Origin of the sequence: Veillonella rogosae JCM 15642, assembly GCF_002959775.1 — a bacterium.
Classification (GTDB): Bacteria; Bacillota; Negativicutes; order Veillonellales; family Veillonellaceae; genus Veillonella; species Veillonella rogosae.
This window is the reverse complement of record NZ_PPCX01000007.1, coordinates 47,950-71,756: the sequence shown is the minus strand read 5'-3', so window position 1 is coordinate 71,756 and position 23,807 is coordinate 47,950. Positions and strand designations below refer to the sequence as shown.

General features: G+C 39.5%; 16 protein-coding genes. All 16 read right to left on the bottom strand.

Annotation, left to right across the window (positions count from 1 at the left end; all coding sequences use genetic code 11):
* Window positions 1-88: 88 nt before the first annotated feature.
* Entirely contained in the window at window positions 89-2,290 is a 2,202-nt protein-coding gene (locus VRHSUH09_RS03705; protein ID WP_054747785.1) for a BamA/OMP85 family outer membrane protein, read from the bottom strand.
* Between the two features lie 177 nt (window positions 2,291-2,467).
* Window positions 2,468-6,754 (bottom strand): translocation/assembly module TamB domain-containing protein, encoded by a 4,287-nt coding sequence (locus tag VRHSUH09_RS03700; protein WP_105081421.1) that lies wholly within the window; start codon window positions 6,752-6,754, stop codon window positions 2,468-2,470.
* A gap of 330 nt (window positions 6,755-7,084) precedes the next feature.
* A complete protein-coding gene (locus tag VRHSUH09_RS03695; protein WP_054747783.1) occupies window positions 7,085-8,545 on the bottom strand; it encodes a TolC family protein in 1,461 nt (486 codons plus the stop codon).
* 42 nt (window positions 8,546-8,587) lie between these two features.
* The gene (locus VRHSUH09_RS03690) at window positions 8,588-9,847 is read right to left on the bottom strand and encodes an MlaD family protein (protein ID WP_105081420.1); all 1,260 of its coding nucleotides are present in this window, start codon (window positions 9,845-9,847) and stop codon (window positions 8,588-8,590) included.
* Window positions 9,847-10,605 carry an ABC transporter ATP-binding protein gene (locus VRHSUH09_RS03685; RefSeq protein ID WP_105081419.1) on the bottom strand — a complete coding sequence of 253 codons (759 nt, stop codon included), beginning with the start codon at window positions 10,603-10,605 and terminating at the stop codon, window positions 9,847-9,849. Before VRHSUH09_RS03685 ends, VRHSUH09_RS03690 begins: the two co-directional genes overlap by 1 nt.
* Before the next feature lie 20 nt (window positions 10,606-10,625).
* Window positions 10,626-11,387: an MlaE family ABC transporter permease gene (locus VRHSUH09_RS03680; protein ID WP_071587059.1), complete on the bottom strand. Its 762-nt coding sequence runs from the start codon at window positions 11,385-11,387 to the stop codon at window positions 10,626-10,628.
* A 31-nt stretch (window positions 11,388-11,418) separates the two neighbouring features.
* Complete coding sequence (locus VRHSUH09_RS03675; RefSeq protein WP_105081418.1) at window positions 11,419-13,425, bottom strand: SpoIVB peptidase S55 domain-containing protein; 2,007 nt, start codon at window positions 13,423-13,425, stop codon at window positions 11,419-11,421.
* Between the two features lie 12 nt (window positions 13,426-13,437).
* Window positions 13,438-13,722 carry a biotin/lipoyl-containing protein gene (locus VRHSUH09_RS03670; RefSeq protein ID WP_009352733.1) on the bottom strand — a complete coding sequence of 95 codons (285 nt, stop codon included), beginning with the start codon at window positions 13,720-13,722 and terminating at the stop codon, window positions 13,438-13,440.
* Window positions 13,723-13,810: 88 nt separating this feature from the next.
* Window positions 13,811-15,154 carry a phosphodiester glycosidase family protein gene (locus VRHSUH09_RS03665; protein WP_105081417.1) on the bottom strand — a complete coding sequence of 448 codons (1,344 nt, stop codon included), beginning with the start codon at window positions 15,152-15,154 and terminating at the stop codon, window positions 13,811-13,813.
* 213 nt (window positions 15,155-15,367) lie between these two features.
* Window positions 15,368-16,753, bottom strand: a complete 1,386-nt coding sequence (gene mreB, locus VRHSUH09_RS03660; RefSeq protein ID WP_105081416.1) for a rod shape-determining protein — start codon at window positions 16,751-16,753, stop codon at window positions 15,368-15,370.
* Window positions 16,734-17,999, bottom strand: a complete 1,266-nt coding sequence (gene murA / locus VRHSUH09_RS03655; protein ID WP_105081415.1) for a UDP-N-acetylglucosamine 1-carboxyvinyltransferase — start codon at window positions 17,997-17,999, stop codon at window positions 16,734-16,736. Before murA ends, mreB begins: the two co-directional genes overlap by 20 nt.
* A gap of 215 nt (window positions 18,000-18,214) precedes the next feature.
* Window positions 18,215-19,177, bottom strand: a complete 963-nt coding sequence (gene glpX, locus VRHSUH09_RS03650; RefSeq protein WP_054747774.1) for a class II fructose-bisphosphatase — start codon at window positions 19,175-19,177, stop codon at window positions 18,215-18,217.
* A 63-nt stretch (window positions 19,178-19,240) separates the two neighbouring features.
* Entirely contained in the window at window positions 19,241-19,885 is a 645-nt protein-coding gene (gene fsa, locus VRHSUH09_RS03645) for a fructose-6-phosphate aldolase (protein WP_054747772.1), read from the bottom strand.
* Between the two features lie 13 nt (window positions 19,886-19,898).
* Complete coding sequence (gene serS, locus VRHSUH09_RS03640; protein WP_105081414.1) at window positions 19,899-21,179, bottom strand: serine--tRNA ligase; 1,281 nt, start codon at window positions 21,177-21,179, stop codon at window positions 19,899-19,901.
* A gap of 125 nt (window positions 21,180-21,304) precedes the next feature.
* Window positions 21,305-22,258 (bottom strand): cation diffusion facilitator family transporter, encoded by a 954-nt coding sequence (locus tag VRHSUH09_RS03635; protein WP_009352649.1) that lies wholly within the window; start codon window positions 22,256-22,258, stop codon window positions 21,305-21,307.
* A gap of 169 nt (window positions 22,259-22,427) precedes the next feature.
* Complete coding sequence (guaD, locus tag VRHSUH09_RS03630; RefSeq protein ID WP_105081413.1) at window positions 22,428-23,708, bottom strand: guanine deaminase; 1,281 nt, start codon at window positions 23,706-23,708, stop codon at window positions 22,428-22,430.
* Between the last annotated feature and the right edge of the window lie 99 nt (window positions 23,709-23,807).

The window sequence follows — 23,807 nt, the reverse complement described above, 5'->3', positions numbered from 1 at the left end:
CTGTAAATTATTGCATCAAAGGATGCCATATAGAGATATTGGTGAAAGCCTCTCCGAAAAGAGGCTTCCACCATATACTTTTACTATATTAGAATTGTGTACCGAAGCTGAAGTGGAATTTATTTTTGTGTTTACCCACGCCATAGTCAAGTTTAACAGGACCGATAGGTGTTGTAACACGAACACCAGCACCAACGCCATAGTTAAAGGTCTTCTTGCTGTTGTACCATGTAACATTTGGAGCGTCCCATGCGTCGCCAATATCAGTGAACAATACGCCACTAACCTTTTTAACGATTGGGAAGCGGAATTCCAATGTAGCATTATACATGTACTTACCACGGAATTGATCATCTTCATAACCACGTAAGGAGTCAGCACCACCCAATGTGAATAATTGGCTATAAGGTGCATCACCTTGGATAAAACCACCACGTGCGCGGAATGCCAATACATTCTTAGCACCTAGTTTTTTATACATACGTGCTTCAGCTGTGAATTTGTAGAAGTCGAAGTCACCGCCTAAGCCATGACCAGCCCATTGTGCTGTATAGGAAATACGACGACCACGTGTTGGATCATAGATATTGTCACGGGAATCGTATACTTTTTGCCATGTAATGGAGTTAATGCGTCCAAAGTTATTTTTCACATAGTTATTAGACGCAAAGTTCCAACTTTGGTTCGTGCCAGGTTTTCTATTATCCCAATCATTGCCACTACCGGTTGTATTGGAAATAGCATCAGTATCATAACGATAACCAGAGCTATCATCACTATCCCATTTATAGGAATCTTTACGGGATTCTAATGTCAAGTAATCACGTGTATATTCCCCAGTTTGACGACCGAAGGAAATATTGAAACCACGAGATTTCTTATTGTATTCTGCTACTTCATTACCATCTTCATTGTAGTCTGTGTATTCATCTTCACGGTTGAAGAAGGAGAAGCCAAGGGATGTACCTTTGCTATCGATCCAAGGTTTTAAGTAAGAAATTTGGTAGTTTTTGTATTTTTTCTTACCACCGATTTCCCAGTGAACTTTAAATTTATCACCAGTACCGCGGAAGTTTTCTTCACCAAACTCAATGATACCCATCAAACCGTCAGATTTGGAGTAGCCAGCACCTAATGTAATAGTACCAGTTTTATGTTCCAATACATCGATTTCAATGATTACATTGTTAGGATCTTGTTCGCCAGGTAACATACGAACGTTTACATCGTCAAAGAAGCCTAAGTTGTATACGCGCTCTACAGAACGACGTACCAAGAATTTGTTGAAAGGTTTACCTTTCTTTTGAACAAATTCACGAGTAATAACTTTATCGCGAGTCTTCTTATTACCAGCAGGAATGATATCCTCTACAATGCCTTCTACGATATGTACATGAAGCATGCCTTGGTCATCTACACGGATGCCATCAACGTGAGCTAACATGTAGCCATCACGAGCGTATGCAGCGTTGATACCTTGAATTTTTTGACCAACGTATACAGAGTTAAGAACTTGACCCGGTTGGATATCCATGAACTTAGTCAATACTTCGGATGTGTAAACAGTATTACCTTCGAAGGATACGCCTGTAGTAATTGGATTTACTGTAACAGCAAAGTCCAATTTAACGCCTTCAGGTACTGTTGTGAACACAGGGTTAACTTCAGAGAAATAACCTGTATTGCCAAGGTTAGTTACGTCTCTAAATACGCCATCAACGGATACAGCATCGCCCACTCGTTCAGTCAAAATAGGCAATAAATCTGCTTGTTGCTGAGCCGTAACACCAGAGATAGATAAACCAGTAATCAACTTACCTACATATGGATTCACAGTTTCTGCACTAGCAGAGGAAACATATTGAGCCTCTACTGTTGTAACAGCTTGAGTTTGGCCATTTTCAGCAGCCTTATCAAGGTCAGTACCACCAGTAGTTTTAGATACCATTTTTACTTGTTTGTCATCAGTTTTTAAAGCTGCATTATTGACTGTAACAGTGCCGTCAGAACCTTTTACTACAGTACCATCGCTAGATACAGTTGTATCACCACGAGCAGCTAAAATCGCCGCATCAGTTTCATCTTGCGTAGTTGTAGTAGTTGCATCAGCATTGTAAACAGCTTGAGTAGTAGCTGCATCATTAGCAGTAGCAGCACTAGTTGTTGTTGTGCTATTTAAATCTGGAGTATAGCCAGCTTGTACCTCAGCAGCAAATACACTGCCTGTCCCCATGACAGCCGTCAACACGGACGCTGCAAGCATACTTTTATAGGCTTTTGGTTTAAACATAAATTCCTCCTAGAACTCATCCCCATAAAGAGTTTACATCTTGTTTTATAAAGACTAATAAATCTTTATTATTATAGCATAAATTACGTGGAATGAGTACTACTATAAACAAATTTTATGAAATTAATATGACTAGAATGTGCATACCTATAGGGTTTACACATTCTAGCCACACACTTAGAAGCTTCGTGTCCAACGACCACCGATATAATTGTTTCCTTGCGATGTGCGCCATGCAGTAAACTTGAGGTTTCGTTTAACAGAATACTCTATACCATATTTTTTTTGCTTGTTATTTATACCTTGAGAATAGGTCAACATAACTTTCGGTAATACATACTTACCAATTTCAATATTATAGTTACCCGCGGTTTCCTTATTCGTCGGCTCATCAGGATCAATGGAACCTGTAGTAATATTAATACGATCCAAGCCTAATGTATTTTGTAATGCATCTTGTACATAACCAAAGGCAAACATTTGTAACCCTGCTGTAGCAACAGCATTTACATCATCATTTGTTAAAGTACTACTATTTGAATCTGTTCCTCGACCAAAGGTTAACATAGAGATAATTTGCTTTTGAGACAAATTAGGGTTTGATGACAATGTTAAGTCCATATGATCAACAGTCCCTTTTACACTGAGCATGATATTATAATTGCTTACATTAGTTTCAGCCTCTAATTGTAAGTTAGGCAAATAAGAACCACCTACAAAATGAGCTTTCCCTTTTGTAATATTAAATACATGGCTCAAGTATTTAAACGTACCATTTCTTACATCGAATTGACCACTAGCTGTTGGATTTTGCAATGTACCACCAAAGTGAACATCACCGCTGATAAACATGTTATACAATGTACGATCATACAAGCGTACACCTTTACCTGCATGAACAGTGACATCGACACCCATATTTCTAGTACTTTCACTAGACTCCATGGAAAGAGGGATTTTGAATTGAACCTTTTCAAGATTCAAATTACCTATCAATGTAGGCAAACCATCTCTATCCGCGATATAAAGCTCACCATTTAATGGTCCTCGTACATATTCACTACGCACCTCTAAGCCATCAAGCTGAACCGCAGCTTTGTAATTAGTAAGGCTATGACCAGACCAATTTACTTTAGCAGCTAAACCTGCAGAACCTTTACCCATATTAATACGAGATTGGAAATCACCTTGTTGACCAGAGAAAATCAAATCTCCATCAATACCTGTGATTTCATTTTCCACACTAGTTAGCTTCATCGTACCATTTCGAACTGAAACGGTACCATATGCTTCAGGTTGATCGATAGTACCAGTAAGTCTAATAACACCTTTTAACGGACCAGTCGCATTTTTAACACTCGTCGTTACAAGAGGAATAACCGCCATATCAGCTTCATTAAAGTCAATTGTTACATCCATGGACTTACTGTCATTTGCTGGAATATAGCCAGACGTATAAATAGCTGCTAACGGAACCTTACCGTAAATGCTTAGCTTGTAACCACTTTTAGCACCTTGAATTCGTTGAATTTGGATGACATGATCTTGCATGGTAGCTAATACAAAGCCTTCGTCAATGCCAATACCATTAAACGAACCTGACTCTACAGAACTAGATAACTCAACCTTAGGATTTTTAGTTTCGCCTGTAACATTTATAACACCAGTTATCCAACCTGTAGCTTGAATATCCTTACCTACTAACGGCAAGAACGGTACAATATCAACATCCTTTAATGCAACCTGTAAATCTGCTTGTCCATCAAGATCTAATGTCCCACCCATCGCAATGAGCCCTTCATCAACAGGCAATTTTAAGGTTGTAATTTTGAACTTACGATTCGCAAGACTAGCATTGAGAGTTGCGTCACCTACAACCTTGTCATCAATACTTACATCGTTAATCTTACCTACTACATTAACACTCGGATTATCCTTTGTGCCTCCAATTTCTACAGAGCCATTTAACTTGCCATCAAGATGTTCATTGGCGCGATCTAGTAAGGTTAATAAATTCTTTACGCTACCATTAGTAACATCTAATACGCCAAATAATTGTTTACTATCGTCAAGCTTCATGCCGCCTTTAGCAACATATCGGCCTCCATCTTTTTCAGCAAAAGTAAAGTCTTGTACATTTACTACTGTTTTATCTGCATACACATGACCATGAATATCATTTAATAATTCCCCATTAATCGATAGTGCATCAGATAATATGTATCCATTAAATTGAGGGTTATCCATAGAACCCGTGATAATCCCGCGCCCCGATACTAAACCGTCAACTTTGTAGTCTGTATTGATGAGCAATCTGCCCATATCAATGTTCTTACCTTCAAAATCAACATTAATGGCGTCTTTAGAGATTGTACCTCCGCCAGTGATGGTTGCACCATAACCTTCGATATCAAAGCGGTACAGTTCTAAAATATCATTTTTATAGTTGTATTTTGCAAAGGCATTAGTTACAAGCTTGCCATACGCAGAACCATCCCATAAATGAGCACGACCTTCTATAATAGGATTCGCCGCAGTACCTGTTATATGGTTATCTGTTTCAAACCAGCCTGTAATTGGAATATCTGTAACTGTACGGATTAGATTTTCAATACGTACTGCACGAGCTCGAGCATTTAAGTCTAATGCATCAGTATTAATGTTATACCAGCCTGTTACATCATAGCCGCCACTAGCATCTCCAACATGTCCATTTGTGATGGTGAGAACATGATTATCCAACTGAATATCCCCATGGATATTATCAAATCGAGCCCCTTTATAGTGAACCTCTTGCCCCCATACAGTGCCGGTCACATTTGGATTATCCAAAACACCTTTTATTGTAATAGACGTATTCAACGTACCATCTACATCTTGTCCGATAATAGGGCTTAATGACGTCAATGGTAAGGCATTACCAGAAATAGTAGCATCTACATTACCATTTTGGATATAGCCATATCCGCTAAATGCACCATCCCCCATATTGCCTACTAGGGTTAGATTAGTTCGATTATCACTATGGGTAAAATTAGCTTTCGCCGCATCAACTACTACACCACGAATGCCGATTTGACGCCCTTCAACTGCGCCCACTACATCCGTAACTTGATTATTTTTACCTAAGATACGAACCTCACCATCTACATTCCCTGTAACAGGGGTAGACATATCTTTTGTAAAAGTATCCAAAGGTAAATTCTGGGCCTTTACTGTAGCATCAAAGTCGCCTGTATCAACTACATATTGACCATTAACCTTTGCATTACCTTCGCCAATTGACAAGCGAGTATTTTCAAGGCGAACTAATCCATCATCATAGATAATATCACCTTGTACACGATCAACATAATACTCTTTATAAGAAATACCATCACTGCTAATCGTAGCATCTACACGAGGAGCTACCGTTGTACCACCGATATGTGCACGGCCACCTACAACACCAGTTATGCCTACATCGGTAAGCGCTTCTAAAGCAACCTTATCGGCCACAACATTGAGGTTTAGATACTCTTCCTCTTTACCTAACGTAACAAGACCATTAACCTTGGCTACTTGATCATTAACACGCCAAGAGCTGCGACTAATAACGATTTGGTCATGATTTAGCATAATGCGGCCTGTACCATCGGTAATATTATATATAGTATTACCACGCTTATAAGTGCCTGTTAAGCCCTTAAAACTGGCATTGCCACTCATAATGTAATTGCCATCTTCACTTTTAACATTGAGATGTAAGTCTTGTAATTTCCCACCCGTAACAGATAAATCTTTACGAAGTGGTACAAAACTCATGAAACCTGCCGTATCAATTTCATCTGCTTGTACAAAAAGATCGAAATTAGATACATGGTCCATATCAATGGTGCCATTTAATACAACAGAAGAACCATCAATATCAGCAGTAAATGCCCCTTTAGACATGCCACCCATATTAAGTGCCATAGTACCATCGAGACTTTCTACATTTCTCTTTAGACCATCTTTAGTTCGTACAGCTACGCGACCATCATGTATTGTAATAGAACCATCAAAGCTACCCGACTTATTAGGGTCAGATGGTTTTACTAACTTTTCTACACTCCACGATTCATCAGCTAGCTGCCAGATATGAAGATCCGGCGCCTCTACAATCACACTTGAAATAGCCGTTGCCCCTGATGTATTACTTGTAATAATACCAGGCAAAGCAGATAGCTTAACCCCTACTGCTACCTCTCGTGCAGTCCCTACTAAATGATCATCTCTATCTTTAATAGTAACGTCCGTTAGAACTACATCACCATTCCAGTTAATACGTAGAGAATCATAGTTTACAGATCCGTTTATGGCATTATTTACTTGTTCTTTAACCATTGGTGCTACATACGTTTGAGCGATAGGATTGATACTGGCACCAATACCAGATAAACCTAAAATCGCTGCACCTATAAGGCACCACTTTTTACGGGTCATAATGATACTCCCATACACATTATGAATAATATAAATATATATACTAATCTTACCACAGACACAGTAATAACTATAGTGTTTTAGGGGTAAATTTTATAAAACTAATATAATTTCACACTAATCAATTTCTACTATAAGTACACTGCTAATACAATTACTCTAATATAAGTACATTGAGTTATACGACTACACATATATGGGAAATTAATTGCTTTTTTACGATAACACACTTAATCTAAACCAATATGAAATATACATATAAAATACGAAAGTAAATGCTGTAGTAGCAAAAAAGACGACCGAAGTCGTCTTTTTAGGTTACATATTATATTATTGATTACTACCAAGTTTAGCTAATTGTTCAAGGGCACCACTATTTGCAATAACCTCAGCACCTTGGCCAACTGGAGTATTCAATGGAACACCTGTTAATTGCTCAAGCGCTGCAATGCTAATATTGTAGTTATAAAGAGCTTGTACATAATTGTTACGAGCTGTTGTCAATTTAGTTTCTGCATCAAGAACGTCAAGGTTAGTACCAACGCCTGCACGATAACGAAGTGTAGCGATACGGAAGCTTTCTTGACCTTGAGCTACTGCAGTTTGTGTACTTTGAATCGTTTGTTCTGCAGAACGCAAATTCAAATATGCTTTTTGTACTGCTAATAAAACAGCATCTACAGTTGCTAAGTTAGCTTCTTTAGCTTGTTCAAGTTGTGCATTTGCTTTTTTAATCGCATTTTGTGTAGCACCGCCATCCCATAAACTCCAAGATGCACTAGCACCAACGCTCCAGGATTTTGTGCTTGTCCCAAAGTAACCATCTGGATCAATATAACCACGACCAGCTTTTACCGCTACAGTCGGTAAGTAGCCAGCTTTAGCAGATCTTACAGCTTCTTCAGCAGATTTCACATCAAGGGCAGATTTTACAAGAGCAGAACGATGAAGCATAGCATACGCTTTAGCTTGCTCTAATGTTACATTGTATGGCTTGTATTGCAAGTCATGTTCTGCCGTGGTAATAGATGTTTGTACAGGATATGCAATGACTTGATTCAAGCTTGCTTCTGCCAAATTTGCAGTGTTTTGCGCTTTCACAAGAGATGTTTCAGATTCAGCAAGATTTGTTTTAGCTGCCAATACATCAGAGCTTGCTACTAAGCCTACATTATATTGTGCTTCTACATTTGTTACATGGCCTTGATAGTCTTTAACAGCTTGTTGCGCTACATCAACAAGATTACGGTTCATAATCAATGTATAGTAGCCGCTAATAGCGTCGTATTTTGCTTGCTGAAGTGCTTCTTCATAACTAGCACCAGTACCTTCACGAGTATAACGAGCAGAATCAATGCTTGCATCAAGTTGAGGATGGAATACAGGCGCACTAATAGAGAAATTATGGCTACCGGACTTACCACTACCAGTATCGCCTCCGGTTCTCTGTGCATTCCAAGCATAACTTACACTTGGATTTTTCCCAGCAGCTACTTGACTCACAGCAGATTTTGCGGCCTCATAACCCCACTTAGTTTGTTTTGCAGTACGGTTATTCGCCAATGCTAAATCAATAGTACGAGTCTCATTAAGAGCAAGTGCATGCTCATAAGTCTTGCTATCTTGAACTGCTTTATTAGCCAATTGTTTTTGTGTTAACTGAATAGCCTCTTTCTGATATTTAGTAAGTTGATCACCATTATTAACAGATGTAGTTACGCTATCGGCAGCCATTACACCAGTAGTAGCTAAGGAGAGCATTACGCCTAAGGATAATACCTTTTTATTCATAATATGTACCTCCATACTCATAAAGAGTAAATGTATTAGTCATTAGAATACTTGTTTAATACCGAAATAGGTACCTCCATTCGTAGAGCTGAATGGTCTGGTCATTTGAATAACGCCATAGGTATCTTTATGTAAACGTATATCACTACGAATACGATATTTACGATGATTAAGATCATACATAGCAGCAGACAAGGATACAGGGCCACGTAAATTATAATCTACGCCCACGCCCAATTCACTTTCAAAAATACCACCACGCACTAACCATTTAGAACTGATAAATTTACCTGCATTTAAATCAAATTTTGTATCATCCCCAATATTGGATAAGCCAATTTCAGCCATTCCTTTATCGTTAAATGCACGAAGTCGACCATTGATGCGGAATTCATTATCTGTTGTGTTATACAACATATCTACAGATGGTTCAACCTTAGGGGAGGACTTTTTTTCAGTTGTACCAACCTCTACAACATTTCCATTTACATCAGTTCGGTATGCTTTACCACCCATCAATTTATTGATACGAGCAGAGATTTGCGCCGTATTATGTAACGTCTCCTGAATATTTGCTTGCGCTTTAGGATCTGTTACAGTAGATTCCATGGAACGAGCCATATTATCTACACGATCCGTAGTTTGTTTTAAATTAGTTAAAATAGCACGCATATCATTGCCTGCATTACCATCAGCGTTAAATTGCTGAGCAGCTTGATTTAACTGGGCAGTTACGTTCGCCATATTTTCAGTAATGGCTACTGCATTATCAGCCATCACCGCTGTAGATTGCAAGGAATGCTTGAGCGCATTTTGAGTTGCAGGATCACCAATGATACTATTGATAGACTGTAACATTTTTTCGGTGCCATCCATTAATTTCTGAGCACTTTGCATGGCTTTTTCCATAGCATCAACGCCTTCCCCCTTAACAGAGTCACCATCTTGTAAATATACTTTAGAATGGCCCGGTGAAATTTGAATAAATTTATCACCCAAGAAACCATCAGAGCCTAATGTGAAAGTAGAATCACTTGGAATCTGCGTTTTTTCATCAAGTTTCATCTTAACTACAACGCCACGCGGTGTAATTTCAATATCAGAAACTGACCCGATGGCTACGCCAGAGAATTTAACTTGGTTGCCATTTTTCAAACCATTTACTTGAGCAAAATCACCAGTAATTGTCATTTGTGGTTTAGCCCATATATCAATGCGTCCTACAAATAGTATGCCCGCAATAAATAAAGCTATACCTATTATTGTGAAAGCCCCTACCTTGGCCTCCGTCGTCCACTTCATTATATATCTCCCATCGCAGATACGTTAATCGGTTCTGCTTCGCCATTAATAAACTGTTGTACCTTTTTATTTGTAGAATTCTTAAAGTCTATTGTATCAGAAATCTCTACAAAACGCCCCTTATCAAGTAAAGCTATGCGATCGGCTACATAAAATGCAGATTGCATATCATGTGTTACTACGATAGATGTACAACCAAGCCGATTTTGCATCCCTTTTATCAGCATACTAATTGTACCTGATGTAATTGGGTCCAAACCAGACGATGGCTCATCATAAAGAATTAAACTCGGATCTAGTGCAATAGCACGAGCCAAGCTAACACGCTTCTTCATACCACCAGATAATTCATTTGGCATATAGGATTCATATCCTTTAAGACCAACCCAGTCGAGTCGCTCTGCCACAATGCGTTTAATCTCGTCTTCCCCTAACTTCGTATGTTGACGTAGACCAAAGGCTACATTTTCCCCCACCGACATAGAGTCAAAAAGAGCAGAGTATTGGAACACCATGCCCATTTTTCTTCGTACTGTATTAAATTCATCTTCAGATAATGTTGTAATATCTGTGCCATCTACGATAATCTGCCCCGATGTAGGACGTTGTAAGCCAATCAGCAAGCGAAGTAATGTACTTTTACCACTACCACTACCACCTAATATAACTAATGTTTCCCCATCATTAATAGTGAGATTAACGGAGTCTAAAATCACACGCGACTCATAGGCAACTACAACATTGCGTAGTTCTATCATAAATCCCTCTAAAACTTCTACTAATATAACAAAGTAGATAAAAAGTAATTTAATACAAATACTAAAATGATACTAGTTACTACAGAACTAGTTGTGGAGAAGCCTACTGCTTCTGCGCCCATTTTAGTTTCCATCCCCTTATATGCACCTACCAACGCAATGACCGCGCCGAATACACTAGATTTAATTAAACCTAATGTAAAATCAGAAATAGTAGAGAACATTTGAATGGAATCTAAATATGTACTTGGAGCCAACCCTTTAATAGCAGTAGCTACAAAGTAACCACCGGCAATACCAATTACCACACCGTAAAAGGCCAAGATTGGAACCATTACCATACAAGCCACAACACGAGGAACTACGAGGTAACCGACTGGATCAACAGCCATAACTCGAAGAGCATCAATTTGCTCTGTTACCTTCATAGTACCAATTTCTGCAGTAATGGCAGCACCTACGCGGCCAGCTAGCACGACACCTACTAAAATAGGACCTAATTCACGTCCCATAGCTACCGCCATAAGACCACCAACTGTGCTTTGTGCGCCATATGTAATTAATACATCTGTGATCTGCAAAGTCATAACCGCACCTGCGAAGAGCAACGTCAAACTTATAATCGGCAATGAGTCCACCCCTAGGTGAGCCATCTGCTGAAATACATGCCACAGATTAATCATTTTTAGTTGTTTTATAGTGTGCCACACTAATAATGTAGCACTACCCATCTGCGATAGGCCGTTTATTACGGTTCTACCTATCGATTCAAGCCAATTCAACAGATTCACCCATTCCCCTTACAGTCTTAACTTATTCAGCTGAATTAGTACCATCAACCTTAGACTCGCCTTTTTTATCAGCATCTTTGGACTCCTTTTTAGCGGAATCTTTTACATCCTTTTTATCGGATTTTTTAGCTTCTTTTTTATCAGCTTTGTCTTTCTTTGCTTGGTCTTCCAACTCTAATTTATGTTCCATCTTGATCTGATTTTTAACTTCTTTTACGCGTTTAGCTAATTCTTTATCACGATCAGCTGGCTTCATAACATGAATCGTAAATTGACCATCGCCTTGTACGATGTACTCAGTATCAACTGCAGTCTTTTCGATTTTTTTATCATCATCTTTACCAGAGCTCAAGTCTTCTTGCCCTGTTTTCTTTTGTACATCCCCTGGCATAGGTTTTGATTCAACATCTTTAATTTTAGCTTTTTTAACAGACTTAGAACCATCTTCATCAACTAGACTAATACCATCTTCCAAAAATTCTACGACGATTTGATTGTTTGTATCTGTTTTTTGAATTTCATCGTAAAGCTCATTAAAGTCTTTATGAATTTTCAAACGACGCAAAATTTCATCTGTTAAATTATATTTTTGTTTTTCTAAAACATATGGCAATGGAATTTCCCCACCACCACGTACTTCTAAGGTATATTTGCCAATTGCTTGATCTTCAGGAACCTTAAAGAAGATTTGTTTAACAACCTTTTCGCCGCGGAACGGTTCTAAAGTAACATCTACAACAATTGTATCCCCAGGAGAAACAACAGTAGATGATGCAGACGCATCAATGAGCTTCGCTGTTTTCTTATCTTGAGTTACTTCCGTCTCAACTGTAATGTCCGCAATTTCATAGTTTATGAATCGATTATTCATTAGAACATCGATGACATTATAGAACTCATCAACGGCTTTCTCAGAAATAGAATCAGCGCTATAGAACATATTTGTTCGCGTTAACGGCTTGTGCTCTTTTCCTTTAGGCGTAATAGTATAGGAAATTGTCGCTGTACCAGAGCCACTACGATCTAATGTTTTATTTAACATATTATACAAAGATGTAGCTGCTAAGGTTGGTGTCATTTCACTATCTTCTACGACCTTAACAGAGCTAGTTTTATCACGGCCCATATCGCGATCCTTAAGATGGAATCGCAATGGAATGCCATGAGCAATTACGCCAGATACACCAGCGATGCCGGCCCCTCTATCCTCCGTAACAGAACCTACTTCTTGTCCCATAGAGCCAAGTTTAAATGCTGCATTATAACTTTTAACTACGGTAAAAATACTCGCATTATGCATGAAGTAGTTTGAAGATCCATGCTTCAAGAACGGGTGACCAAAGGCTACGATTTTTTCACCATCTACATAGGTAACAGTACCGATAGCTCCTAATTTAAGATCTCCATCAACTAATAATGCTGCTACAGATCCACCTGCCTCTAATGGTTTTGCTATTTCATCACCACTAGCACTAGCAGTATCATAAGTTTCATATTTATATTGTGGCAGCTTGGATTTGAAGTAATCCATGGATGCCGCATCAAAGCCATAAGCCATCAGTGGCGTTCCAAGAGGAATCAACTGAGTGTCATCCCAAGGTTTAGATAAATTCTTCTCATATGGAATATTCCATAGTTTTACCATATCCTCGATAGGAGTAATCATCCCAATTGTGCCGTCTGCAAACCCCCAGCCATAGGCAACAGCGCCAACGAGCTTGCCATTTATATATACAGGGCTACCACTCATACCATGAGCAATACCACCGGTTTGTTCCATAATAGGACCGGAGAATTTTGCCAAAATAAGATGACCAGATGGTCCCTTATCCTTCATGACACCAAGCACCTTTACATCAAAGGTGGAGATAGTATCCCCTACGATTACAGTTTTTGCAATACCTTCCATACCTGTAGTTACATCATTGACAGGCATGAAATCGACAGCCTGTGCAGCTGTAAGTGAAGTACAGAAGAAAAGCGCCAGTATCGCTTTTCTATACCGACGCCAAGAATGAGAAAACTTCATTCCTTCTCTCCTTTATTTACTTTCTACGGTGACAACGATTTGATCACGAGAAACGTCTGAACCCACTGTAACATTAACCGCCGATACAGTACCAGTTACAGTAGATTTAGCAGCAGCCATAGGGCCAGCTAATGTTTCGACAGTCACCAATGTTTGACCTTCTGTTACAGAAGCGCCAACAGAAACTGTAGAGGCAACTTTACCTGTTAATACACTTTGGTATGATACAGGGGCCGCCATTACAGAGCTAACACTTAAAATGCCTAGCGCAGCTAAGGCCAACACTACTCTTTTCATAACGATCCCTCCTTTTACAAAATTAGTTATGTATGTATAGTATACTAAATTATTAGCAATTTTTCAAACAAAATTGTATGCAACGAATTCATTTTATGATTACAATATCCTCATAGCTCGCAGGTGAAGAAGTTGACTTATGTACATACTCATCTTTCACAACTAAGTCAACACTACCTTGATTAGACAACTCAGCACCGTCGACTACGCCAAGCTTAGAAAGTAGATTTGCCCCTTCTTTTTGAGTGACCCCCACAGATTGAAGGCCTACTTTATCAACAGCTAATACTACCAAATTATGGTCCTTTGTAGTACCTATAAAGCTACGCGCTTTATTATTAGATGAATCGGCCCCTACATAGCGACCATTTTTCATCACCATCGTCCCTGCTTGTAGACTAGCACCCCCTATTGTGCTCACTTGAGCAAGCTCCGGTCTATTTTGTATCGAAATAGGTGTACCTACCTTTAACTTACGTAAAGCCTCGCGAGCCTCACCGTGACCGGATAATACATATTGGTTCTCCCCTAACTTAGAGTTACCATTTTGTCCGCTAATAACCTTACCATTGGCTACAGTCACTTCATAGCCATAGTCATTGGTCTTCGTGGAGGGACCATAAGCATTCGTATACAATGTTAAAGCATTCTCTTTGCGCGGTGCATTTACAGCAGTAATCATAAAGCTTTCTTTTTGTGTTTTAGCTTGTAATAAGGGCTTTTTCTCTTCTATGAAATAACCGCGATTCGGAGTATACCGCAAAGTACCACGATTAGAGATACGCTCTAAATCGATGGTGCCATCACTAGCTACAGAATAAGGACGTTCAAAACTACCACCTTTTACCTTCGCTCCAATCAAAGAAGTATGAGCCTGACTGACAGCCGCCAAGGTTTTTCCTTCCGGAACATGGGCTACCACCATAGGTGAATCATTATCTACAGTTAAAGCATAAGCTTGAATTTTACCTTCAGGCACTGTGTTATTAATCTTGCTGTACGCCACAGATTTATTTATATCTTTTGTAGTCTGTTGGGCATAGCTAGAAAATAGATCTACAACGATACGTGTTGGTTTTTCCAAGGTGAACTCATGATGTTGTACATCTTTATTTGCCGTTAAAGTTACTTGTAAACTTCCATTTACTGGCTGCAAACCAATACCTTTTAGAACACCTGTCTTTGTATCATTTTGACTAATAGGCCCTGTCAAACCATTTGTAGTCCCCCCTAAATTAAGAGTGAGAGCATGGGTAGCTTCATTATAGGAGCGAGTCCAAGACACGGGCATTTCAGATACATCCAGAACTATGCGGCTAGTACCTTCATGATTAGATACGCGTACCCCTGTTAAATTACCTGCTTCAGCATAAGGAACAGTGCTGCCTAAGAAACCTAAAACAGCAAAAGTTATGTATAGATATCGTTTCATATATAATTCCTCTACAACGATAAACCATATCAATGGTCATATATTTTATATCAATTTTATACAATATACTTTTACTATAGTATACATCATAAAGATGAAAATTTCAAAAATATAAACTAAAAAACGAAGTTACCAGCTATAGAAAAATCATTAAATAATAATCAATCCATAGTTAGTAACTTCGTTACGTTTATCTTAAATCAAAATCGTATATCATTGTAACTCATCTAATGTATCACGAAGTTGTGACATTTCATCAAGAGCCTTTGCAACGCCTTTAATAACTGCATATCGCGGAGATTCCACAAGGTATGCGGCAATGCCAATAGAGCGTGTTATAACTCGGTCTAAACCATCGATAAGAGCACCACCACCCGTTAGGATGATACCGTGATCATTAATGGCAGCCACAAGTTCAGGCGGTGTTTTTTCTAAAATAGATTTAATGCCCTCTAAAATATTCATGACTTGTGCCTCTAAAGCACGCTGAATTTCTAAAGAGTTCACCGCTACCATCTTTGGTAAACCAGAGCTCGCATCGCGTCCACGTACCTCTATAGTACGTTCCTTAGCACGGCGATCCACGGTGCCTACAGAAATTTTAATCTTTTCTGCTGTTAATGGTCCAATGACAAGACGCTTCTTCCGACGAATATAACGAATAATAGATTCGTTAAAAGAATCTCCACCTATACGGAGAGACTCACTTACAACGACACCTGTATCGCAAAGAACAGCAATATCCGTGGTACCTCCACCAACATCAACAACCATAGCGCCTACTTGCTTAGCATCGTTGAGACCAGTCCCCATAGCAGCAGCCAGTGGCTCTTCAATAAGAACAGTCTTTTTAGCACCGGTTCTAAGCAAAGCCTCTAAAATGGCGCGCTTCTCCACAGGTGTAATACCTGATGGAACACATACGATAATCCGTGTTTTCATCAATCGAGAAGCCGGTACAACGGAGCGAATAAAGTACTTTAACATGAATTCTGTCATATCATAGTCTGCAATAACACCGGCTTGAACAGGTCTAATGACAGATATCCCCTTTGGCGTACGACCTACCATGGAACGGGCCGCCTCACCTAACGCAAGAATATCCCCCGTTTTATCATCTCGAGCGATATAAGATGGTTCATCAAGCACCAAGCCCTTTCCCTTAGCAAAAATGAGAATGCTGGCAGTCCCTAAATCGATACCTAAATCGAAATTTAAAGATCGATTCAAGCGTCCCATCAAATCTCCAACTTGCTCAGGACGAACTAAGCGCTTTAATGTCATGGCAGGCGTAGTTTTAGCAATGGCTACGGTTTCACGACTACGGCGCTCTGCACGGCGCATTTTTGTGACCTTAACCATGGCCTCGCGCATATTAGAGGCTAAGTGATTCGCTTGTTTTGCAACACCTTCTGAAAGTTTCGTAGACTTGCGCTTTGTTCTACGCAAGGGCTTACGAGTCGCGCTCGCCTTAGAGTTTTCAACCTTTGCAGCACCTAGGTTTTGTTGCTCGTTGTATAAAGCCGGCCCTTTAGAGCGCCGGCTTCTTTTCTTATTATTCTGTTTTGGCTCTGTACTCTTATTCGTCAACCCGAACAATATCAGCACCTAACCTTTGCAATTTACCTACAAAATCATCATAGCCACGGTCGATATGATGTAGACGACCTACCTCAGTTCTACCTTCAGCAGTCAACGCAGCACAAACAAGAGCTGCACCAGCACGCAAGTCAGTAGCATTTACTACGGCACCGTGCAAGCGAGGCATACCTTCTACAATCGCTTGGCGATTATCGATATCGATATGAGCACCCATCTTACGAAGTTCAGCTACGTGCATGAAGCGGTTCTCAAATACCGTCTCTGTTACTGTACTTGTACCTTCTGCAATCGTAGTGAGCGCCATAAATTGAGCTTGCATATCTGTTGGGAAGCCAGGATATGGTAATGTTTTAATATCAACAGCTTTAATGCCTTTACCAGTGCTGATAACGCGAATACCGTCGATTTCTTCCTCTACAGTAACGCCAGCTTCTTTTAATTTAGCTACTACAGGCTTCAAATGTTCTGGTAACGCATTTTCTACGAATACATCACCGCCAGCCATAGCCGCTGCAATCAAATATGTACCAGCTTCAATACGGTCAGGAATAACCGTATGAGTAGCACCATGCAATTGAGGTACACCTTCAATACGGATTACGTTTGTACCAGCACCGCGGATATTGGCGCCCATAGCGTTCAAGAATGTTGCTAAATCAACGATTTCAGGCTCTTCTGCAGCATTTTCAATAACAGTTTTACCTTCTGCCATAGAAGCGGCCATAATTACGTTTTCTGTAGCCCCTACACTTGGGAAGTCCAAGTAAATTTGAGTACCTTTAAGGCCTTCAGGAGCATGAGCATATACATAATCTTCAGTAATTTCAATTTTAGCACCTAAAGCTTCAAAAGCTTTTAAGTGAAGGTCGATAGGACGCGCGCCGATAGCACAGCCACCAGGCATGGAGATTTTAGCCTCCCCTTTACGCGCCAAAAGAGGCCCCATTACAAGGAAGGATGCACGCATTTTACGTACAAGTTCATAAGGAGCTTCAGTAGCAGTCAATGTAGATGCATCAAAAATGATTTCATCATCTGCTTCATTACGAGTAATTTTAACCCCCAAAGACTCGATAACTTGGCAAATCGTACCTACATCTTCCAAATTTGGAATTTCAAGTAATTTACTAGGTGTTGATGCTAGCAAAGTACCGGCAATAATAGGGAGTACCGCATTTTTAGCACTACTAACACGTACACGGCCTTCCAACCGATTGCCACCTTGAATGATTAGCTTTTCCAACAGAATTCCTCCTACACTTTATATCGATCATCTTGTATAAACTACAAGACGTTGTATTTATAACGTCATATACTAAATGTTATTATACTATTTTTCGATATATCTCATCAAGAGAATGTGAGAAAATACTGAGAAAAAAGCCCCTCTTTTTTGAATAGTTTCACCCAAAAGTATTGTTAAACTTCTAGGTCCCATTCATGTAGAGGGGCTTCTCATTATTTTGCTTTTAAGGATTTCAATTTATCATCCATGTGTACTGTATCAAGGAAGCGTACAGTACCAGTTTTAGAGCGCATTACAATAGTATGTGTACGCGCACCACCTGGGAAGTATTGAATTGGGTTCAATAGATTACCACGTGTAATAGCTGTAGCCGCAAAGATAACATCATCAGTGCGAACTAGATCATCCAAAGTAAGAACTTGGTTTACATCGGTAATACCCATTTCATGGCAACGACGAATTTCTTCATCAGTTTCTGGTTTTAAGCGAGCTTGCATATCACCGCCTACACATTTTAATGCAGCAGCAGCTAATACACCTTCTGGTGCACCACCAGTACCAACAACCATGTGTACACCAGAACCTTCGATACAACATTCCATAGCTGGGTTAACATCACCGTCGGAGATGAGCATAATACGAGCACCTACTTCGCGCGCTTCTTTCATCAAACCTTGATGACGCTCACGATCGAGCATAACCAACGTAATTTCCTCTACACTACGTTCCATTTTAGCAGCTACATTTTTGATGTTTTCAGTCAAAGATTTTGTAATATCGATAGCACCTGCACCGCGAGGACCAACACAAAGTTTCTCCATGTACATATCTGGTGCATGTAATAAGCCACCTTTTTCAGCGATTGCCATAACTGCAATAGCGCCGTTTTGACCTTTTGCAATTAAGTTTGTACCTTCAATAGGGTCAACTGCGATATCTACTTCTGGGCCACCTGCACCTACATGTTCACCAATGTAAAGCATAGGAGCTTCGTCAATTTCACCTTCACCGATAACTACAGTACCAGAAATGCGAACAGAGTCAAAAGCTTGACGCATAGCGTCTACAGCTAGACCATCAGCTGCGTCTTTTTGACCGCGACCAAGCAAACGACCACTGCGCAAAGCGGCTGCTTCAACCACACGAGCAAATTCCAAAGATAATGTACGATCCATAATGGGCCTCCTTATAAGTCCTCTATGTTTTGATATGACTCCTACCCAGAGTCTTTACTTAACTTATTGATTAGCTTGCTTCCAATCTTCCATGAACTTCGCAAGGCCTGCATCAGTCAATGGATGTTTCATAGCTTGCATAAGCACTTTAAATGGAACGGTTGCAATATGAGCACCCGCTTTAGCACATTGAATGATGTGCAACGGCGTTCTCACACTAGCAGCAATGATTTCAGTTTCAATTTCATGAATAGCAAAGATGTATGCAATATCTTGAATCAATGTAAGGCCATCCATGCTGATGTCATCAACGCGACCAACAAATGGACTAACATAAGTAGCACCTGCACGAGCCGCCAACAACGCTTGATTAGCAGAGAAGATTAAAGTTACATTTGTTTTAATGCCTTCTTTGCTTAAAACTGCAACGGCTTTAAGACCTTCAGGAGTCATAGGCACTTTAATAACTACATTAGAGCCTAATTTTACAAGATCATGCGCTTCTGCTACCATGCCTTCAGCATCAGTGGAAATAACCTCTGCACTAACAGGACCTTCTACAAGATTTGTAATTTCAGAAATAACTTGCTTTAAGTCCCGTTTGGCTTTCACGATAAGAGATGGATTTGTCGTAACACCATCAATAAAACCAAAGGCATAGGCCTCTTTAATCTCATCAACTTCTGCTGTATCAATAAAGAATTTCATAGAATTCCCCCTCTTATTTCGCAGGTGTAATGACTTCAACGCCACCCATATAAGGTACCAAAACCTTTGGAATCACTACGGAACCATCAGCTTGTTGGCAATTTTCTAAAATAGCTGCCACTGTACGGCCCACCGCAAGACCAGAACCATTTAATGTATGAACAAATTCAGGTTTGCCTTTAGGACCACGACGGAATTTAATATTAGCACGACGAGCTTGGAAGTCTGTCATATTGGAGCAAGAAGAAATTTCTCTGTACTTGCCTTGTGCTGGCATCCATACCTCTACGTCATATGTTTTAGCAGAACCAAAGCCCATATCACCTGTACAAAGAGTGATAACACGGAATGGTAATTCTAATAAACGTAATACTTCTTCTGCATTATCTGTCAAAGTTTCTAATTCTTTGAAAGAGTCTTCAGGTTTAGCTAATTTTACCATTTCAACTTTGTTGAATTGATGTTGACGAATAAGACCACGAGTATCGCGACCTGCAGAACCTGCTTCAGCACGGAAACATGCAGTAAATGCAGTGTAGTATTTAGGTAATTCCTCTTCGCTCAAGATTTCACCACCATGGTAGTTAGTCAATGTAACCTCAGCCGTAGGAATCAAGAAATATTCTGTATCCTCTACATGGTACATATCTTCAGCAAATTTAGGTAATTGACCAGTACCAGTCAATGTTTCACGAGTTACCATGTATGGAGTCATCATTTCAGTATAGCCGTGTTTGTCTACATGAAGATCAACCATGAAATTGATCAAGGCACGTTCTAAACGAGCACCTAAACCTTTATATACAGTAAAGCGGGCACCACTCATTTTACCAGCGCGATTAAAGTCTAGAATATCAAGACTTTCGCCTAAATCCCAATGAGCTTGCGCTTCAAAATCAAATTGACGTGGTTCGCCCCATTTGCGTTGCTCTACGTTCTCCTCTTCATCAGCACCAACTGGAACAGATGGATCACACATATTTGGCAACATTAACGCCGCATCACGCAAATCAGCTTCCACTTCGCGAATACGGTTATCAAGCTCAGCAATTTCGTCGCCTACTTTTTTCATTTCTGCGATTTTATCATCCGCATTTTCTTTATTGCGTTTTAATTGGCTAATTTCTTCAGTTACGGAATTGCGAAGCGCTTTTAATTCTTCTACCTTACCAATCAACTGACGACGTTCATCATAAGCGGATACAAAGGTTTCCAAATCGCCTGTTGTGTGACGGTTATCTAAGTTTTGTTGCACTAAATCAATATTTTCTCGGACAAATTTTAAATCTAACATGCTATAAACCTCATTTTCCAACTATGCTACGTACAATATATTCAATACGTTTAAGTATACCATATATTGGTGTATTTATCATTAAATTATACGTTATATACTAGTCTTTTCATCAATATTTTTTACTACTCATCATCTTCTTCGTCTAGCAAATAATCTTTCGCCATCCATTTGCGAGTGCCTGTGAAAGATATAGTAACCCACTTCTCTGTTGGATTACCGCCGATTTCTTGGTCAATTTCGTTGCGAATTGCATCAATCTCAGCAATTGTCTGATATGGGAAATTCTTGCGAACTAAAATATCAATCTCGATGATACGGGTACTGCCATATACTTGCACACTCGTTACATAATCTTTGAAATTATATTTCTCCATAAAACGATCCATAATTTCTTGTACTTCATTATGTAATGAAGATGGTGCCCACCCCAAGATTTGCTTCATAGATGGTACAATAATATGGATCGCAGACGGTAACATCTGTACGGCTAATACAATTAATACGATAGGGTCAATATAAGCTGCCCATTCAGCGTATGCCGTTCCTTCTAGCATGGTAGCTACCACAAAGCTAATCAAAATAGCCGCCTCTAACAAGGCATCTACATACCAACTTACATTATCAAACTTAATCAAGTTAGACTGTAAACTTTTATTAATACGACGTACATATAAATAATACGCAGTATCTGCAATAGTAAAGAATATAGCATAATAAATAGCTGGTCCAAAGTCTACATGACGACCACCAGATAAAAGGTCTGTAATACCACTCGATAAAGCATAAATGACAATAAGTAAAATAAAGAAACCTTCTACAGCTAACACAAGCGGTTCAAATTGCCAGAAGCCAAACTGGAATCGCTTACTTGTTTCTCTCGCTACAAGCTTAGCAGTCATAAGCATCATAATCTTAATAACTACGTCCACGAAGGAAAATACACCATCTAATAAGACCGCACTAGACCCTGTAACAATCCCCATTATAGTACCACTAACGGCCACAAGTGCCATCAAGGCAACAGACTGCATTAATAACTTTTGTTCAATAGAGCGCCTTGCGCCTAATATATCCATTAAGTTCCCCACTTTCTTAATTTTTACATCCTTTTATTATACACCAAGTACATTGATACGCAAAAAGCAGCTGATTTGAATGCGTTTCAAATCAGCTGCTTGTAATGTATCAATATTCTTTTTCTATAAGGAGTAAATTTTCAATCTTTGGAATCCTTTTAATCCTTATTTAGTTCGTAGGCTCTGGAGCTACTTTACCAGCTACATAGCGCTCTACGATGTGTCGATCATCGCCTACGTACAACCAACGTTCCAATCGCTCTTCTAAGGAGCGTTCATTAGGGTCAAACAACGTCGTATCGTCGATAACAAGAGCATCAAGTTCACAACCTTTTTCAAAGCTGCCCACCTTGCCAAAGAACTTACCGCCGCCCTTTGTAGCCATATAGAAGGCTTCACTCAATGTAAGTGGCGCATACATTTGATCCACTTCCACCCATTTCATCTTGGATAGTCCAATGGCTTCGGTAAGAACCTTCGCCATAGATACAATATGTCCACCAGAAATATCGGAACCTAAGCCAATAGGTATTTTCCGCTCAAACAATTTACGAATCGGTGCAATACCACTAGATAAATTTACATTTGAATACGGGCAATGAGACACCATAGTTTGTGTTTCTGCCATGCGGTCCATTTCTACGTCACTTAAATGAATGCAATGAGCCATCACTGTCGGCACCTTCCCCATGAGATGATGTTCATAGTACACATCTGTATAATTAGCTGCCTCAGGAAGTAGGGCTGCTACCCAGTCAATTTCACCATGATTTTCTGACAAGTGAGATTGAACCGGCACATTATACGCTTGTGCCAAGTTACCTAAACCACTCATTAACTCGCTTGTACAAGATGGAACAAAACGAGGCGTAATAATTGGTTTTACTAAAGGACCAAATTGAGCTGATGCTTCTAACCACTCTTTAGTATCAGCTAAGGATTGATGTGTGTCTTCAATTAAAAATTCTGGACTATTGCGGTCCATATTGACCTTGCCTACATAGGCAGATAAACCTGCTTTTTGTAAAAGCTCCATCAATACTAATGTACTATCTTTATGAATCGTACCAAACAAGATGCTTCGCGTCGTGCCATTTCGCCATAAGTCGTGTACAAAGGCGCCATATACTAAACGAGCATATTCTTTGTCACTAAACTTTGCTTCCTCTGGGAAGGTATACGTTTCAAGCCAAGGTAAGAGCTCCTTATCCATACCTAAACCGCGATTGCAATATTGCGGTGCATGAGCATGAGTATCCACAAAACCGGGGATGATGAGATGATCACCATAATCTGTAATCGGATGTTCTCCATACGCTGGTGGTATACTTTCACCACAATGAACTACTACACCATCGACGGCAATAACATAACCTTGTTGAATAGCTACAAATTCTGATGGACGTGGTGTATATAGAATATTTCCTTTTAAAATGATTGTTGAATTCATATAACCTCCTCGCATGTTCAAGATTATAGATGAGTCGCTCTATACCACATGCTAGATTAATTTTCAATCAATATACAATGCTATATGATTCATAGTATA

Coding starts and splice junctions, on each gene's coding strand:
- VRHSUH09_RS03665 (WP_105081417.1), bottom strand. CDS start 15,154: ATGAAACGATATCTATACATAACTTTTGCTGTTTTAGGTTTCTTAGGC.
- VRHSUH09_RS03685 (WP_105081419.1), bottom strand. CDS start 10,605: ATGATAGAACTACGCAATGTTGTAGTTGCCTATGAGTCGCGTGTGATT.
- VRHSUH09_RS03705 (WP_054747785.1), bottom strand. CDS start 2,290: ATGTTTAAACCAAAAGCCTATAAAAGTATGCTTGCAGCGTCCGTGTTG.
- VRHSUH09_RS03675 (WP_105081418.1), bottom strand. CDS start 13,425: ATGAAGTTTTCTCATTCTTGGCGTCGGTATAGAAAAGCGATACTGGCG.
- VRHSUH09_RS03700 (WP_105081421.1), bottom strand. CDS start 6,754: ATGACCCGTAAAAAGTGGTGCCTTATAGGTGCAGCGATTTTAGGTTTA.
- fsa (WP_054747772.1), bottom strand. CDS start 19,885: ATGAAATTCTTTATTGATACAGCAGAAGTTGATGAGATTAAAGAGGCC.
- VRHSUH09_RS03695 (WP_054747783.1), bottom strand. CDS start 8,545: ATGAATAAAAAGGTATTATCCTTAGGCGTAATGCTCTCCTTAGCTACT.
- glpX (WP_054747774.1), bottom strand. CDS start 19,177: ATGGATCGTACATTATCTTTGGAATTTGCTCGTGTGGTTGAAGCAGCC.
- guaD (WP_105081413.1), bottom strand. CDS start 23,708: ATGAATTCAACAATCATTTTAAAAGGAAATATTCTATATACACCACGT.
- VRHSUH09_RS03670 (WP_009352733.1), bottom strand. CDS start 13,722: ATGAAAAGAGTAGTGTTGGCCTTAGCTGCGCTAGGCATTTTAAGTGTT.
- serS (WP_105081414.1), bottom strand. CDS start 21,179: ATGTTAGATTTAAAATTTGTCCGAGAAAATATTGATTTAGTGCAACAA.
- VRHSUH09_RS03635 (WP_009352649.1), bottom strand. CDS start 22,258: ATGGATATATTAGGCGCAAGGCGCTCTATTGAACAAAAGTTATTAATG.
- VRHSUH09_RS03690 (WP_105081420.1), bottom strand. CDS start 9,847: ATGAAGTGGACGACGGAGGCCAAGGTAGGGGCTTTCACAATAATAGGT.